This window comes from Paraburkholderia sabiae, from assembly GCF_030412785.1.
Classification (GTDB): domain Bacteria; phylum Pseudomonadota; class Gammaproteobacteria; order Burkholderiales; family Burkholderiaceae; genus Paraburkholderia; species Paraburkholderia sabiae.
Genome location: NZ_CP125295.1, coordinates 917,351 through 932,019, shown reverse-complemented (window position 1 = coordinate 932,019; position 14,669 = coordinate 917,351). Strand labels below are relative to the sequence as shown.

15 protein-coding genes are annotated in these 14,669 nt (G+C 62.0%); 3 read left to right on the top strand and 12 right to left on the bottom strand.

Translation table 11 applies throughout. The annotated features are described in order from the left end of the window. Positions 1-19: 19 nt before the first annotated feature. Together rimM and rpsP are read right to left on the bottom strand one after the other, a co-directional pair. Positions 20-715 (bottom strand): ribosome maturation factor RimM, encoded by a 696-nt coding sequence (gene rimM / locus QEN71_RS04215; RefSeq protein ID WP_201653302.1) that lies wholly within the window; start codon positions 713-715, stop codon positions 20-22. A gap of 95 nt (positions 716-810) precedes the next feature. Further along, positions 811-1,065 (bottom strand): 30S ribosomal protein S16, encoded by a 255-nt coding sequence (gene rpsP / locus QEN71_RS04210; RefSeq protein WP_012400178.1) that lies wholly within the window; start codon positions 1,063-1,065, stop codon positions 811-813. Between the two features lie 413 nt (positions 1,066-1,478). Here rpsP and QEN71_RS04205 point away from each other — a divergent pair, with 413 nt between their 5' ends. Next, the gene (locus QEN71_RS04205) at positions 1,479-1,946 is read left to right on the top strand and encodes an NINE protein (RefSeq protein ID WP_201653405.1); all 468 of its coding nucleotides are present in this window, start codon (positions 1,479-1,481) and stop codon (positions 1,944-1,946) included. Positions 1,947-1,960: 14 nt separating this feature from the next. Here QEN71_RS04205 and QEN71_RS04200 read toward each other — a convergent pair whose 3' ends face one another. Both QEN71_RS04200 and QEN71_RS04195 read right to left on the bottom strand, forming a co-directional pair. Beyond that, positions 1,961-3,100, bottom strand: a complete 1,140-nt coding sequence (locus QEN71_RS04200; protein ID WP_201653299.1) for a PA0069 family radical SAM protein — start codon at positions 3,098-3,100, stop codon at positions 1,961-1,963. Positions 3,101-3,211: 111 nt separating this feature from the next. Beyond that, positions 3,212-3,700, bottom strand: coding sequence for an Lrp/AsnC ligand binding domain-containing protein (locus QEN71_RS04195; RefSeq protein WP_201653296.1), 489 nt, complete (start codon positions 3,698-3,700; stop codon positions 3,212-3,214). 166 nt (positions 3,701-3,866) lie between these two features. Between QEN71_RS04195 and QEN71_RS04190 the strand changes: the two genes are divergently transcribed. Continuing rightward, on the top strand, positions 3,867-5,153 hold the full coding sequence (locus QEN71_RS04190; RefSeq protein WP_201653293.1) for a D-amino acid dehydrogenase: 1,287 nt from the start codon (positions 3,867-3,869) through the stop codon (positions 5,151-5,153). Positions 5,154-5,228: 75 nt separating this feature from the next. Here QEN71_RS04190 and QEN71_RS04185 read toward each other — a convergent pair whose 3' ends face one another. The 6 genes from QEN71_RS04185 to QEN71_RS04160 form a co-directional block, all read right to left on the bottom strand. After that, on the bottom strand, positions 5,229-7,019 hold the full coding sequence (locus tag QEN71_RS04185; protein WP_201653290.1) for an acyl-CoA dehydrogenase: 1,791 nt from the start codon (positions 7,017-7,019) through the stop codon (positions 5,229-5,231). Between the two features lie 102 nt (positions 7,020-7,121). Continuing rightward, positions 7,122-8,057: an electron transfer flavoprotein subunit alpha/FixB family protein gene (locus QEN71_RS04180; RefSeq protein ID WP_201653287.1), complete on the bottom strand. Its 936-nt coding sequence runs from the start codon at positions 8,055-8,057 to the stop codon at positions 7,122-7,124. A gap of 28 nt (positions 8,058-8,085) precedes the next feature. Beyond that, positions 8,086-8,835, bottom strand: coding sequence for an electron transfer flavoprotein subunit beta/FixA family protein (locus tag QEN71_RS04175; protein ID WP_201653284.1), 750 nt, complete (start codon positions 8,833-8,835; stop codon positions 8,086-8,088). A 249-nt stretch (positions 8,836-9,084) separates the two neighbouring features. Then, entirely contained in the window at positions 9,085-9,885 is an 801-nt protein-coding gene (locus QEN71_RS04170) for a MetQ/NlpA family ABC transporter substrate-binding protein (protein WP_201653281.1), read from the bottom strand. 25 nt (positions 9,886-9,910) lie between these two features. Beyond that, positions 9,911-10,564: a methionine ABC transporter permease gene (locus tag QEN71_RS04165; RefSeq protein WP_201653278.1), complete on the bottom strand. Its 654-nt coding sequence runs from the start codon at positions 10,562-10,564 to the stop codon at positions 9,911-9,913. Beyond that, the gene (locus QEN71_RS04160; RefSeq protein WP_201653276.1) at positions 10,554-11,588 is read right to left on the bottom strand and encodes a methionine ABC transporter ATP-binding protein; all 1,035 of its coding nucleotides are present in this window, start codon (positions 11,586-11,588) and stop codon (positions 10,554-10,556) included. The genes QEN71_RS04165 and QEN71_RS04160 overlap by 11 nt, the downstream gene beginning before the upstream one ends. 239 nt (positions 11,589-11,827) lie before the next feature. Here QEN71_RS04160 and QEN71_RS04155 point away from each other — a divergent pair, with 239 nt between their 5' ends. Continuing rightward, positions 11,828-12,706 carry an alpha/beta hydrolase gene (locus QEN71_RS04155; RefSeq protein WP_201653273.1) on the top strand — a complete coding sequence of 293 codons (879 nt, stop codon included), beginning with the start codon at positions 11,828-11,830 and terminating at the stop codon, positions 12,704-12,706. Positions 12,707-12,712: 6 nt separating this feature from the next. Here the strand turns inward: QEN71_RS04155 and QEN71_RS04150 are convergent, their stop codons facing one another. Beyond that, positions 12,713-13,522, bottom strand: coding sequence for an enoyl-CoA hydratase (locus tag QEN71_RS04150; RefSeq protein WP_201653270.1), 810 nt, complete (start codon positions 13,520-13,522; stop codon positions 12,713-12,715). Between the two features lie 31 nt (positions 13,523-13,553). Next, positions 13,554-14,477, bottom strand: coding sequence for a histone deacetylase family protein (locus tag QEN71_RS04145; protein WP_201653267.1), 924 nt, complete (start codon positions 14,475-14,477; stop codon positions 13,554-13,556). Positions 14,478-14,669 lie beyond the last annotated feature (192 nt).

Below are 14,669 nucleotides of genomic sequence, written 5' to 3'. Positions count from 1 at the left end.
TCTCCGTGAAGCGAACGTTTTAGTAATCGGCTTCCCAGTCGACGATGATCTTCTTCGCCGCCTGATCCACCGTTTTGACATAGACGCCGACGAACGGGATCAAGCGCTCGCCGGTGACCGGCTTGCCGTCTTTGCCAGTAGCCGGATACTCGATGCGCAACACCGACTGCGCACCGTTGTCGATCAGATCTGCCACTTTGCCGAGTTCGACGCCTGCCTCGTTGAAAACATCGAGGCCCAGCAGGTCGACCCAGTAATATTCGTCGGTTCCGAGCGCAGGGAAATCGCTGCGGCGTACGTAGACGCGGTGACCGCGCAACGCAAACGCAGCATCGCGGTCGGCAGTGCCTCCCAGTTGCGCAACGATGCTGTCGCCGTGAACCTTCGACTGCAGGCGGGGCGCCGACTTACGCTCGCGGCCCTTCTCGAGCCACCAGCGTTTGGCGCTGAGCAAGGCGTCGCCGCCATGACCGGCGTCCGCGTGCGCGGCCACCTTCACCCAACCTTTGAGACCGTATGCGTCGACGATCGCGCCGACTTCGACTGCATCGTCCGGCCAGCTTTCCGCCGATTCAGCGCGAGCTTCCTGCGCTTCTGCGGCATTCGCTACGACCTTCTCGACCGGCTTGCGGACGAACGCGCCGAATGACGCCTTCGCGCCAGGCTGCGTTTTCGCCTTCGCGCGACCTGAACTACCCGAATCACGCTCCGACATCAGCGAACCTCAAGCCTGCATACGTCAAACTTGCACATCTCAGACTCGCACAGAACCACTGCTGCACGAGCCGACGATGTACCTTAAAACTGCAATTACGCAGCCGGTTGCGCCTTTTGCGCTTCCTTCACCAGACGCTGAACCGTCGGCGACAGTTGCGCGCCAACGCCTTGCCAGTACGTCAGGCGGTCTTGAGCGATACGCAGCGACTCGCCCTTCGTTGCGACCGGGTTGTAGAAACCAACGCGCTCGATAAAGCGGCCGTCACGACGGCTACGCGAATCGGTTGCGACGATGTTGTAGAACGGGCGCTTCTTCGAGCCGCCACGAGCCAAGCGGATGATGACCATACTAGAATCCTTGAAAACCGGGGTTCGAAACTACTGAAACACGCGATTATATCCCGAAACCAAAATCACAACAAACACTTAGCGGGATAAACTGAAGCATCAGCGCGGAGCCAGCGCTTAAATTCTGCTTCATCCGACGCCCAAATCGTCCGAACAACCCCTCTGGGAAAGCCGTGAAGCACTTCACGAGGCGGCTTCTTGCGGTGCTCGCGAGACCGTCGCGCCGACGCCACGTCGTGTGCGCCGCCGGGATTCCATGCAGGACAGCAGCGGTACGGCTCATCGGTCTGGCCAGGCTCCCGGCATAAGCAGCGACACGTGCCGCACGCTAAGCGGGCGGCGTAGAATGCGCGTCGGCTGTGCGTCGGATGCGCAGCCATCGCAAGCCATCCGTCATCCTGTCGCTCACGTTCATGGCCACTGTCGCTACGCATAACTCGCGCTTTCGCTCGAAGACCCTTACCGCCGCGCTCGCTTTCTTCTTTGGCACGCTCGGGGCACACCGCTTCTATCTGTATGGCCTCCGCGACGTCTGGGGCTGGGCGCATCTCGTCGGCACGATCATCGGCATTCCGGGTTTCATGCTGCTCGCCGCTACTGAGCGTACCGCGATCATGGGCTGGGTGCTCGCGTTTCCAGGCGCCGTGTCGATGCTGGCCGCATTCCTCGCGGCGATCGTCTACGGCCTTCGCCCCGATGAAAAATGGGACGCCCAGTTCAATGCGCACACAGAGCAGCAAAGCCGCTCCGGCTGGACTGTCATCTTCGTCGTGATCTTTTCGCTGCTGATCGGCGCCTTCCTGTTGATGACTGGGCTCGCGCTATCGTTCCAGACGTACTTCGAGTCTCAGGTCGAAGCCGCGAAAGCGATCTCACAATAAGCGCCCGCTCAGAGTCAGAAGAGACTCATCTGAGACGAGCTTGCCGGCGCGGCGGGTTTAGCCTGCTCGACGCGACGGAAGTGCGACATGTCGAGAATGCCGTGATTGCGCGCATTCAATCCAAGCCGCCGAACCGCGTTCGCAAAGCGATGCTTCAGCAGATCGGCCCATAGCCCCTCGCCTTTCATACGCGTCGAAAACGACGAGTCGTAGTCCTTGCCGCCGCGCATATCGCGCACGCGGTTCATCACGCGCTCGGCGCGGTCGGGGAAATGCGCGTCCAGCCAGCCCTTGAAGAGCGGCGCCACTTCCCACGGCAAACGCAGCACGATGTAGCTCGCGCTGGTTGCGCCCGCTTCCGCGCAGGCTTCGAGCACACGCTCCATGTCCTGATCCGTGACGAACGGAATCACGGGGGCGATGCTGACGCCCACAGGAATGCCCGCCTCGCTCAACGCACGGATCGCTCTCAGCCGCCGTGCGGGCGTCGCAGCGCGCGGTTCGAGCGTGCGGGCGATGTCGGCGTCGAGCGTCGTGATGGTGATCGCCGCCATCATCAGCCCTTTCTCCGCCATCGGCGCCAGCAAGTCGATGTCCCGCTCGATCAGCGAGTTCTTCGTGATCGCCGCGAACGCCTGATTGTGATCGCTCATCACCTGGATCACGCGCCGCGTGAGTTGCAGATCGCGTTCGGCGGGCTGCCACGCATCCGTATTCACGCCGAGTGCGATCGGCTCCGGCACATATGACTTCTTCGCCATCTCGCGAGCGAGCAACTCGGGCGCGTTGACCTTCGCGTAGATCCGGCTCTCGAAGTCGAGCCCCGGCGACAAGCCGAGATAGCTATGCGTAGGCCGCGCGAAACAATAGATGCAGCCGTGTTCACACCCGCGATAAGGATTCAGCGACACGCCGAACGGAATATCCGGCGACTGGTTGTGCGTAAGGATGCTCTTCGCACGCTCCTCGAACACTTGCGTACGCAGCGCGGGACGGCCGCTTTCCTCTTCCGACGGCGCGATCCAGCCGTCGTCGATCGCCTCGCGCTGATCGACTTCATAGCGGCCCTGCAAATTCGTGATCGCGCCCCGCCCTTTGCGCGGAGCAGGCGGCGCGATCGGATATTCGGGAATGTCTCGGTCGTAGTCGGTCACGGCACACGTCAAAAGCAACGCTGAATACTGTATAAATATACAGTATTTACGGCTTTTGTCGAGCGTGAGTTTGAGGGCCGGTTCAGTGTCTGACGAGGCTTGCCGGGCGCGTCATTCGCCAACGGCGATCGTCAGTGTTTCCTTGATTTCTTCCATCACGACATAGCTCTTCGACTGCACCGCGCCGGGCAGTTGCAGCAGGATGTCGCCGAGCAGTTTCCGGTAGTCGGCCATTTCGCCGATGCGCGCCTTGATCAGATAGTCGAAGTCGCCCGACACCAGATGACATTCGAGCACCTCGGGAATCTTCTGCACTTCGCGCCGGAACTGGTCGAACATGTTGCCGCTTTTGTGATCCAGCGTGATCTCGACAAACACCAGCAGCGCCGCGCCCAGCTCCGCGGGATTCACGCGCGCGTGGTAGCCGGTGATCACGCCGTCGCGCTCCATGCGCTTGACGCGCTCGATGCACGGCGTCACCGACAGCCCCACCTGCTCGGACAACTCCTTCATCGCGATCCGGCCGTCGATCTGAAGGATTTTCAGGATCTTGTGATCGAGCTTGTCGAGCGCTCGCACGGGATGACGCTGTGTACGCATGGTATTTACTGAAAATCCCAAAAATACGATAACAAAACCTACCCCGACGCAAATAGTATAGCGGTTAACACTGGGTATCCGGCATATCACCTCGTCAATCGAACAAAATCGCGATGCACGAGGTTTCCCACCAAGCCGCGAGCCTTTAGACCTTTATGGAGCAGCTATGCGAGTCGTCGTTCTGGGCAGTGGCGTCGTTGGGGTAACGAGCGCCTATTATCTTGCGCGCGCGGGTCACGAAGTCACGGTAATCGACCGCGAGGCTGGCCCTGCGCTCGAAACGAGCTTCGCCAACGCCGGCCAGATCTCGCCTGGCTACGCTGCGCCGTGGGCGGCACCGGGCGTGCCGCTGAAGGCCGTCAAATGGATGTTCCAGAAACACGCGCCGCTCGCCATCCGGCTCGACGGCACGCAATTCCAGCTTCAGTGGATGTGGCAGATGCTGCAGAACTGCACGTCCGCGCGCTATGCCGTCAACAAGGGCCGCATGGTGCGTCTCGCCGAATACAGCCGCGACTGCCTGCAAGCGTTGCGCGCCGAAACGGGCATCAAGTACGAAGGCCGCACGGGTGGCACGCTGCAGCTGTTCCGCACGCAACAGCAACTCGACGGCGCGGCGAAGGACATCGCCGTGCTCGAGGAAGCGAATGTGCCGTACGAACTGCTGATGCCCGCCGATCTCGCGCGTGCCGAACCGGCGCTCGCCGCGACGTCGCACAAGCTGACGGGCGGCCTGCGTCTGCCGGGCGATGAAACGGGCGACTGCCAGCTGTTCACGACGCGCCTCGCCGCGCTCGCCGAACAACTGGGCGTCAAGTTCCGCTACAACACGCCGATCGACGCACTCGCGATGGAAGGCGACCGCATCGCCGGCGTGAAGTGCGGCGGTGAAATCGTGCGTGCGGACAGCTTCGTCGTCGCGCTCGGCTCGTACTCGACGAAGTTCCTCGCGGACATTGTCAAGATTCCCGTGTATCCGCTCAAGGGCTACTCGATCACGGCACCGATCGTCGATGCGAAGTCCGCGCCCGTGTCGACGGTGCTCGACGAGACGTACAAGATCGCAATCACGCGCTTCGACGACCGGATTCGCGTCGGTGGCATGGCCGAGATCGTCGGCTTCGACAAGAAGCTGAAGCAGGCGCGCCGCGAAACGCTCGAAATGTGCGTCAACGACCTGTTCCCGGGCGGCGGCGATACGTCGAAGGCGACGTTCTGGACGGGTCTGCGTCCGATGACGCCGGACGGCACCCCCATCGTCGGCCGCACGCCCGTGTCGAACCTGTTCCTGAACACGGGACATGGGACGCTCGGCTGGACGATGTCGTGCGGTTCGGGTCAACTGCTCGCCGATCTGATCTCGGGCAAGCGTCCGGCGATTCAATCGGGCGATCTGTCGGTGCATCGCTATCTCGGCGAAACGGCGGGTCAGACGCGTCCGGCTTATGCCTGATTCGTTTTACTGAGTTTCGATGTGAAAACGGCGCCCTTGGGCGCCGTTTTTGTTTGCTGCTTGTGTGTCGTCTTGTTAGAACTGGTCTTCGTGTAGCGCCAGCACGCCTTCGCCACCTTTTGCGCTGGTAATCGATGCTTCGAGCGCTACGGCCTGCGACAGCACGTGTTCCGCAAAGAATTGCGCAGTTGCGATTTTTGCGCCGTAGAACGACGGATCGCTCGCGTGCTTTTCTTGTGCAGCGAGCATCGCGCGCGCCATCTGCCAGCCGCCCAGCACGATCCCCGCGAGCTTCAGATACGGCACGCTGCCTGCGAACACTGCGTTCGGATCGCTCTTCGCATTTGCGACGACGAACGCCACCGTCGATTGCAACGCATCATGTCCACGCGACAGATGCTTTTGCATCGACTCGAAGGCTGCGCCCTTCTGCTGCTTCAGAGCTTCGACGGTCTCTGCGATGCCCGCGAGCAGCTTGCTTGCGACCGCGCCGCCATCGCGCAAAGTCTTTCGACCAACAAGATCGTTTGCCTGAATCGCCGTCGTGCCTTCGTAGATCGGCAGGATGCGTGCGTCGCGGTAGTACTGCGCCGCACCCGTTTCCTCGATGAAACCCATGCCGCCGTGCACCTGCACGCCGAGGCTCGCCACATCGACGGAAAGCTCCGTGCTCCAGCCCTTCACGATCGGCACCAGGTATTCGTAGATCGCCAGGTGCTCGGCGCGCTTCGCTTCGTCGGCGTGATGATGCGCGACGTCGCTGTGCGATGCGGCGACATACGCCAGCGAACGTGAGGCTTCCGTAAGCGCACGCATCGTCGACAGCATGCGCCGTACGTCCGGATGATGAATGATCGACACGGCCTGCTTCGCCGAACCATCGACGGGACGACTCTGCACGCGTTCTTTCGCATACGCGACGGCCTTCTGATACGCACGGTCCGCGACGGCCACGCCCTGCATGCCGACCGCAAACCGCGCCGCGTTCATCATGATGAACATGTATTCAAGGCCGCGATTCTCTTCGCCGATCAGCTGACCGATTGCGCCACCATGATCGCCGAACTGCAGAACAGCAGTCGGGCTCGCCTTGATCCCGAGCTTATGTTCGATCGACACACAATGCACGTCGTTGCGCTCGCCGAGCGAGCCGTCTTCGTTCACAAGAAACTTCGGCACGAGGAACAGCGAAATGCCCTTCACGCCTTCGGGCGCATCGGGCGTGCGCGCGAGCACCAAGTGCACGATGTTGTCCGCCATATCGTGCTCGCCCCACGTGATGAAAATCTTCGTGCCGAACACCTTGTACGAACCATCGCCTTGCGGCTCGGCACGCGTGCGTACCATCGCGAGATCGGAGCCGGCTTGCGGCTCGGTGAGGTTCATCGTGCCCGTCCATTCGCCGGAGATCAGCTTGGGCACGTAGGTCTGCTTTTGCGCTCCGCTGCCAGCGGTGAGCAACGCTTCAATAGCGCCATCCGTCAACAACGGACACAAAGCAAACGACAGATTCGACGCATTGAGCATTTCGATGCACGCCGTCGCGATCAGCTTCGGCAGCCCCTGCCCTTCGTATTCGACCGGGTGCTGCACGCCTTGCCAACCACCCGCGGAGAACTGGCGAAACGCATCGGCGAAACCGGGCGTCGCCGTGACCTTACCGTCCTTCCAGCTACTCGGATTGCGGTCGCCTTCGACGTTCAACGGCGCCAGCACTTCTCCGCACAGCTTCGCGGATTCTTCGAGCACGGCCTGTGCGGTATCGGCGTTCGCTTCCTCGAGTCCGGGCAGCGCAGCGATATCGTCCAGTCCGGCCAGTTCCTGCATCACGAACATCATGTCCTTGATGGGTGCCGTGTAGCTCATGGTGTGTCTCCTCCCTGGCTCAAATGAAAAAAGAGGCGCTGGATGTTTCATCCTCGCGCCTCTTTCCTGGTGTCGCGCGCCCTCAGACGGCGCGTCGTTCGATCAGCCGAGTTCCTTCACCAGTTCGGGCACGACGGCGAACAGATCGCCAACCAGACCGTAATCCGCGACGCTGAAGATCGGCGCTTCTTCGTCCTTGTTGATCGCGACGATAACCTTCGAGTCCTTCATGCCTGCCAAGTGCTGGATCGCACCCGAGATGCCGACCGCGATGTACAGCTGCGGCGCGACGATCTTGCCGGTTTGACCGACCTGATAATCGTTCGGGACATAACCCGCATCGACAGCTGCGCGCGACGCGCCCATCGCTGCGTTGAGTTTGTCCGCCAGAGGCTCGAGAACCTTGTTGTAGTTCTCGCCGCTACCCAGACCCCGACCACCCGACACGATGATGTTCGCCGACGTCAGTTCCGGACGGTCGAGCTTCGTCACTTCGCGGCTCACGAACTGCGAGATGCCGGAGTCAGCCGCCGCTTCGATCTTCTCGACCGATGCGCTGCCGCCTTCCGCTGCTACCGGATCGAAACCCGTCGAGCGAACCGTGATGACCTTGATCGGGTCAGCCGATTGCACGATCGCGATCGCATTGCCTGCGTAGATCGGGCGTTCGAACGTATCGGCGGAATCGACTGCCGTGATGTCGCTGATCTGCGCGACGTCGAGCTTCGCGGCGATACGCGGCGCGATGTTCTTGCCGTAGGCCGTAGCGGGCGCGAGGATGTGCGAAAAATCCTTCGCGATGTTCAGCACCGTCGCCTCGATGTTTTCCGCGAGACCTTCGGCCAGTTGCGGCGCGTCAGCCAGCAGCACCTTGGCCACGCCCGCCACCTTCGCAGCCGCATCAGCAGCACCTTGCGCGTTGTGACCAGCGATCAGCACATGCACGTCGCCACCGATCTTCTGCGCGGCAGCGACCGTATTCAGCGTCGCTGCCTTGAGCGCCGCGTTGTCGTGTTCAGCAATTACCAGAATCGTCATTTCATTCGTCTCCATGTGCCCGTAGAAATCAAAGCACCTTGGCTTCGGTCTTGAGCTTCTCGACCAGCGTCTTCACGTCGGCCACCTTCACGCCAGCCGAGCGCTTCGGCGGCTCGCTGACCTTCAGCGTCTTCAGACGCGGCGTGACATCGACGCCCAGGTCTTCCGGCTTCACGGTTTCGAGCGGCTTCTTCTTCGCCTTCATGATGTTCGGCAGCGTCACATAACGCGGCTCGTTCAGGCGCAGATCGGTCGTCACGACTGCGGGCAGCTTCAGCGACAGCGTTTCCGCACCGCCGTCGACTTCACGCGCTACGGTTGCCTTGCCGTCAGCCACAACAACCTTCGATGCAAACGTCGCTTGCGGCAGATTCGCCAAAGCAGCCAGCATCTGGCCGGTCTGGTTGGAGTCGTCATCAATGGCCTGCTTGCCAAGAATGACGAGCTGCGGCTGTTCCTTGTCGACCAGCGCCTTCAGCAGCTTCGCGACAGCCAGCGGCTGCAGGTCTTCATTCGATTCGATCAGGATCGCGCGATCCGCGCCGATTGCCAGCGCCGTGCGCAGCGTTTCCTGACATTGCGTCACGCCTGCCGACACGGCGATCACTTCCGTCGCCACGCCCGCTTCCTTCAGACGCACGGCTTCTTCGACGGCGATTTCGTCGAACGGATTCATCGACATCTTCACATTGGCAATGTCGACACCCGTGTTGTCCGACTTCACGCGGACCTTCACGTTGTAGTCAACCACTCTCTTGACTGGCACCAGGATTTTCATGCACACGCTCCAAAGTTACGAATACGTCAACCCGACGGACATTATAGCGATAGCCTCTGCGGCAGCCGCTCCGGGATTGCTTGGTATTGAGGATATCGCTCCCCGACAGGATGACGGAAATAGCGAACGGTCGTGCTATTCTAAACCGGAAAAAACCCGGAGGCCAAGTCCGGGTTCTCACCGATAAGTCTGAGCAATCGCATGAACGCCAGCGGCGTCCACGCGATTCAACCGGCCTTCAACCAAAGTTCACCAGGCCGCGATCACCGCGCCGCCAAACTTGCTCTCGATGTACTGCTTCACTTCCGGCGAGTGGTAAGCCGAGATCAGCTTCGCCACCCACGGCTTGTTCCGATCCGACTCGCGGATCGCGATGATGTTCACGTACGGACCCTTCGGATCTTCGATCGCGATTGCGTCCTGCTTAGGCTTCAGACCGGCTTCCATCGCGAAGTTCGTGTTGATGGCCGCTGCGTCGACGTCGCCGAGCGAGCGCGGAATCTGCGCTGCGTCGAGTTCGACGATCTTCAGCTTCTTCGGGTTCTCGGCGATATCGAGCGGCGTCGCCTTCAGGCCCGCGTCGGCGCGCAGCTTGATCAAGCCCTGCTTCTGCAGCAACAGCAACGCGCGGCCGCCGTTGGTCGGATCGTTCGGAACGGCGATCTTCGCGCCGTTCGGCAACTCGGCCAGCGTCTTGATCTTCTTCGAGTAGATGCCCATCGGGAACGTCACCGTATCGGCGATCTTGATCAGCTTGTAGCCGCGGTCGTTCACCTGCGCCTGCAGATACGGATCGTGCTGGTAGCTGTTCGCGTCGAGGTCGCCGCCCGCGAGCGCCGCGTTGGGCTGCACGTAGTCCGAGAACTCGATGACCTTGATGTTCAGGCCGTTCTTCGCCGCGACCGTCTTCACGACGTCCATCAGTTGCGCGTGCGGGCCGCCCGTCACGCCGACCTTGATCGATTCGTCGGCGAACGCAAGTTGCGATGCGCCGAACAGCGTCACTGCGCTAAACGCGGCTGCCAGCTTGAGAATGAAACGACGTTGCATAAGACCAAACCTTTGAAAATGTTATTTATTTATGGCTCAGGCGACGCACGAGCCAATCCCCGAACGACTGCACCAGCTGCACGAAGACGATCAGGATCACGACGACCGTCACCATCACTTCCGGCAGAAAACGCTGATATCCGTAGCGGATACCGAGATCGCCCAGACCGCCGCCGCCGATCGCGCCCGCCATCGCCGAATAGCCGACCAGCGATACGAACGTGATCGTCAGACCGGCAACGATGCCCGGCAGCGATTCCGGCAGCAGCACCTTGAACACGATCTGCGACGTAGTCGCGCCCATCGCCTGCGCAGCTTCGATCAGCCCGCGATCGACTTCGCGCAACGCCGTCTCGACGAGCCGCGCGATGAACGGCGCGGCGGCGATCGTCAGCGGTACGACAGCGGCCGCCGTGCCGATCGACGAACCGACCACGAGACGCGTAAACGGAATCACCGCGACGAGCAGAATGATGAACGGCACCGAGCGCACCGCATTGACGACGACGCCCATCGCGCGGTTGAACGGCAGGTTCTGCATCACGCCCTGGCGATCCGTCAGATAGAGCGCGACGCCGAGCGGCAGACCGACGGCCGCGCCGATCAGTCCCGAGATGCCGACCATGATCAGCGTCTCCCAGAACGACTGCACGAACATATCGAACATTTCACTCAACATACGACAACTCCTCGACCACCACGCCCTGTTCGCGCAGGAACGTCATTGCCTGCGCCACCTTCGTCGGTTCGCCGCCCGCGAGCACCGCGAGCGAGCCGAACGCCTGCCCCTGAATCTCGTCGATCTGGCCGTGCAGGATGTTGAAGTCCAGTTCGTAGCGGCGAATCGTCTCCGAGAGAATCGGCTGATCGACGCCTGAGCCCGTGAACGCGAGCCGCAGCAAATGGCCGCTGCCCGTCTTGAGACGCTCGGCGACACGCGCCTTCAGCGCGGGCGGCAACTCCTGCGCGATCACATCGCCGATCAGCGCTCGCGTGACTTCGTGATGCGGCTGCAGGAACACGTCGATGACCTTGCCCTCTTCGACCACGCGGCCGTTGTCGAGCACGGCGACGCGATCGCACACCTGCTTGATCACTTCCATCTGGTGCGTGATCAGCACGATGGTCAGCTTCAGCTCGCGGTTGATGCGCTTGAGCAGATCGAGAATCGCGCGCGTGGTTTCGGGATCGAGCGCGGAGGTCGCTTCGTCGGACAGCAGCACTTTCGGCTTGCTCGCGAGCGCGCGCGCAATGCCGACGCGCTGCTTCTGTCCGCCGCTGATCTGCGACGGATAGCGGTCCTTCTGCGCCGACAGGCCGACCAGTTCGAGCAGCGGCAGCACGTGCGCCTCGATTTCCGCGCGCTTCATGCCGGCGAGTTCGAGCGGCAGCGCGACGTTCTCGAACACCGTGCGCGACGACAGCAGATTGAAGTGCTGGAAGATCATGCCGATTTCGCGACGCGCCTCGCGCAGTTGCGCGGCGGGCATCGTCGTGAGATCGAGGCCGTCGACGACGACATTGCCTTCCGTCGGACGCGTCAGCAGATTGATCGTGCGGACCAGCGTGCTCTTGCCCGCGCCGCTGCGTCCGATGATGCCGAACACCTCGCCTTGAGGAATCGACAGATTGACGTTGTGCAGCGCTTCGACCCAGCCCCGTGGCCCTGGAAAACGCTGTGAAAGATTGCGTAGTTCGATCATGAAAAACGAAACGGCGGACTTGCCAGCGGGCGTCGCACGCCCCGGGCACCGGCCGCCGTGACTTTTATTTGAATTTAACCCGACGATTTTACCGCAGTCACGTCATATCCTTTAATAATCAATTCAGCGACTTTCATAACCGACAGGAATTAGAGGATCGCTCGGGCGATTCAAACACGGAGGCGCCTTCGCATGCCGCTATGATCGTGCGCATCCCAATAATAATCGGACGATTGCCTATGGAGACCTCACAGGCCAGTACCGCTTCCGTCGCCTCGCATCCCGAGCGCACGCAAACCACGACACGCGACGGCGTCACTCTGCCGGTCTATCGATGGCGCGCCGCGGGCCTGCGCCGCGCGACGGTCGCGCTGATCCACGGACTCGCCGAACACGCGGGACGATACGCGGCGCTTGCACAGACGCTCAACGCGAACGGCATCGAACTGATCGCCGTCGACTTGCGCGGCCACGGCGACGCACCCGGTCGGCGTGTGTGGATCGAACGCTTCGACGAATACCTGCTGGATGCCGAAGCGCTCATCACCGAAGCGACGCGCAACGACGGCCCGCTGTTCCTGATGGGCCACAGCATGGGCGGCGCGATCGCGGCGCTGCATGCGATCGAGCAGCATCCCGAGAGTCGACGCTCATTGAACGGGTTGATCCTGTCGAGTCCCGCCCTCGCGCCCGGCCGCGACGTGCCGCGCTGGATGCTCGCGCTGAGCCAGAAGATCAGCCGGGTGTGGCCGCGCTTCCCGGCGATGAAAATCGATCCGAAGCTGCTGTCGCGTGATTCGCGTGTCGTCGAGGCAAATGCGAGCGATCCCCTCGTCCATCACGGCGCGATTCCCGCACGCACGGGCGCCGAACTCCTGCTCGCGATGCAGCGCATCGAACAAGGCCGCGCGCATCTGCGCACGCCGCTGCTCATCTGGCACGGCACGGCCGACAAGCTCACCGAACCCGAAGGCAGCCGCGACTTCGGCGCGCACGCCGGTTCGCCCGACAAGACGCTCACGTTCTATGACGGCAGCTATCACGAGACGATGAACGACCTCGATCGCGAACGCGTGATCGACGCACTCGTCGCGTGGATATTGAAACGTTCGGAATGAGCGGGGTCAGCGGCCCGAGGACTGCTTCCAGTCTGGCGGCCGCTTGTCGATGAATGCCTGCACGCCTTCGAGCGCCGACTCGTCCATCATGTTGCAGGCCATGGTCTGGCCGGCCAGTTGATACGCGGCCTCTATGCCCATTTCGAGTTGCCGGTAGAACAGCCCCTTGCCCGCTTCGACGGCCTCGCGCGGCTTCGCGCAAATGCTCTTCGCGAGCGCGGCGACTTCAATGTCGAGCATGTCCATCGGCACCACGCGATTCACGAGACCTTGCTGCTTCGCGGCCATCGCGTCGATGAAGTCGCCCGTCAGCAGCATTTCGAGCGCGGCCTTGCGCGACAGGTTGCGCGACAACGGCACGGAAGGCGTCGCGCAGAACAGCCCGAGATTCACGCCCGACACCGCGAAGCGCGCCGTATCGGCGGCGACGGCGAGATCGCACGTGGCGACGAGTTGACAGCCCGCCGCCGTCGCAATGCCGTGCACGCGCGCGATCACCGGCTGCGGCATCCGCTGGATTGCGAGCATCATCTTTGCGCAGCGCGCGAACAGCGATTGGTAGTAATCGAGCGACGGCGCCGCGCGCATTTCCTTCAGATCGTGGCCGGCGCAAAACGCGCGGCCCGCGCCCGCGATCACGACGACGCGCGCATCGCTCTTCGCGATGTCGGCGAGATGTGCCTGCATCTCGTCGAGCAGCGCTTCGGAAAGCGAGTTGAACGCATCCGGCCGGTTCAGCGTGAGACGCACGACGCCGCGCACGTCATACGCGTCTCGCGTCAATTCGATCAGTGCGCCCGTTGCCTCTGCGTTCATATGCTGCCTCCTCCGATGCGCGCCGCCGCGTTCAGATGTCCGCGAGCGCTCTCACGTGCGCGACGACGCTGCGTCCGAGCGCCGACAGGTTGTAGCCGCCTTCCAGACAACTGACGATGCGCCCTTTCGCGTATTTGTCCGCGACCTGCCGAATCTGCTGCGTGATCCACGCATAGTCGTCCTCGACGAGCGCCATGTTGCCGAGATCGTCCTCACGATGTGCGTCGAAGCCCGCCGACACGAACAGCATCTGCGGCTTGAACGCTTCGAGCCGCGGCAACCAGATCATGTCGATGGCTTCGCGTACGACCATGCCCTTCGAGCGCGCCGCGATCGGCACGTTGCACATATTCGGCGCCTGATTGTCGGCACCCGTGAACGGATAGAACGGATGCTGGAAGATGCTGCACATCAGGACGCGCGTGTCGTTCGAAAACGCGGCTTCCGTGCCGTTACCGTGATGCACGTCGAAATCGATGATCGCGACACGTTCGAGCTTGTGCACTTCGAGCGCGTGCCGCGCGGCAATCGCGACGTTGTTGAAGAAGCAGAAGCCCATTGCGCGCGCCGGCTCCGCGTGATGGCCGGGCGGACGCACGCTGCAAAACGCATTGTCGTAGCGGCCTTCGATCACGGCATCCGTGGCTGCGACGGCGGCGCCCGCCGCGCGCAATGCGGCCGTCCACGTGTGCGGGTTCATCGACGTGTCGGGATCGATTTCAGCGTAGCCGCTCTGCGGCGCACGCTCGCGGATGTAGTCGACATGCGCCTTCGTATGCACGCGCAATAGCGCGGCTTCGTCGGCAAGCGGTGCGGACTCGCGCTCGATCAGCTCGCCGATGCGGCTCGCGATCAGCTGGTCTTCGATCGCCTGCAGACGGGCGGGGCATTCGGGATGCCACTGGCCCATCTCATGCTGCAGGCAGTCTGCGTGTGAATAGAAACCGGTTGCCATGAGTTGATTGTGAGCAGCGCGCTTCGCGAAGTGTCGCGAAGGTGCGCTACATGTCTCCGTCCATTGACGCAAGCGGGTTGCGCGAATACTACGAACTTACCACACGATGCGCCCAGACCGTGATGCAGCAACGCTTCTGCACAGTTTCGAGAATCCCGTCGGGTATACTGCCCCGTAACTTTTTTGCCCCAC

Excerpts from the sequence above, each read along its gene's own strand:
- rimM (WP_201653302.1), bottom strand. The coding sequence starts at position 715 with ATGTCGGAGCGTGATTCGGGTAGTTCAGGTCGCGCGAAGGCGAAAACG.
- rpsP (WP_012400178.1), bottom strand. The coding sequence starts at position 1,065 with ATGGTCATCATCCGCTTGGCTCGTGGCGGCTCGAAGAAGCGCCCGTTC.
- QEN71_RS04205 (WP_201653405.1), top strand. The coding sequence starts at position 1,479 with ATGGCCACTGTCGCTACGCATAACTCGCGCTTTCGCTCGAAGACCCTT.
- QEN71_RS04195 (WP_201653296.1), bottom strand. The coding sequence starts at position 3,700 with ATGCGTACACAGCGTCATCCCGTGCGAGCGCTCGACAAGCTCGATCAC.
- QEN71_RS04190 (WP_201653293.1), top strand. The coding sequence starts at position 3,867 with ATGCGAGTCGTCGTTCTGGGCAGTGGCGTCGTTGGGGTAACGAGCGCC.
- QEN71_RS04185 (WP_201653290.1), bottom strand. The coding sequence starts at position 7,019 with ATGAGCTACACGGCACCCATCAAGGACATGATGTTCGTGATGCAGGAA.
- QEN71_RS04180 (WP_201653287.1), bottom strand. The coding sequence starts at position 8,057 with ATGACGATTCTGGTAATTGCTGAACACGACAACGCGGCGCTCAAGGCA.
- QEN71_RS04175 (WP_201653284.1), bottom strand. The coding sequence starts at position 8,835 with ATGAAAATCCTGGTGCCAGTCAAGAGAGTGGTTGACTACAACGTGAAG.
- QEN71_RS04170 (WP_201653281.1), bottom strand. The coding sequence starts at position 9,885 with ATGCAACGTCGTTTCATTCTCAAGCTGGCAGCCGCGTTTAGCGCAGTG.
- QEN71_RS04165 (WP_201653278.1), bottom strand. The coding sequence starts at position 10,564 with ATGTTGAGTGAAATGTTCGATATGTTCGTGCAGTCGTTCTGGGAGACG.
- QEN71_RS04160 (WP_201653276.1), bottom strand. The coding sequence starts at position 11,588 with ATGATCGAACTACGCAATCTTTCACAGCGTTTTCCAGGGCCACGGGGC.
- QEN71_RS04155 (WP_201653273.1), top strand. The coding sequence starts at position 11,828 with ATGGAGACCTCACAGGCCAGTACCGCTTCCGTCGCCTCGCATCCCGAG.
- QEN71_RS04150 (WP_201653270.1), bottom strand. The coding sequence starts at position 13,522 with ATGAACGCAGAGGCAACGGGCGCACTGATCGAATTGACGCGAGACGCG.
- QEN71_RS04145 (WP_201653267.1), bottom strand. The coding sequence starts at position 14,477 with ATGGCAACCGGTTTCTATTCACACGCAGACTGCCTGCAGCATGAGATG.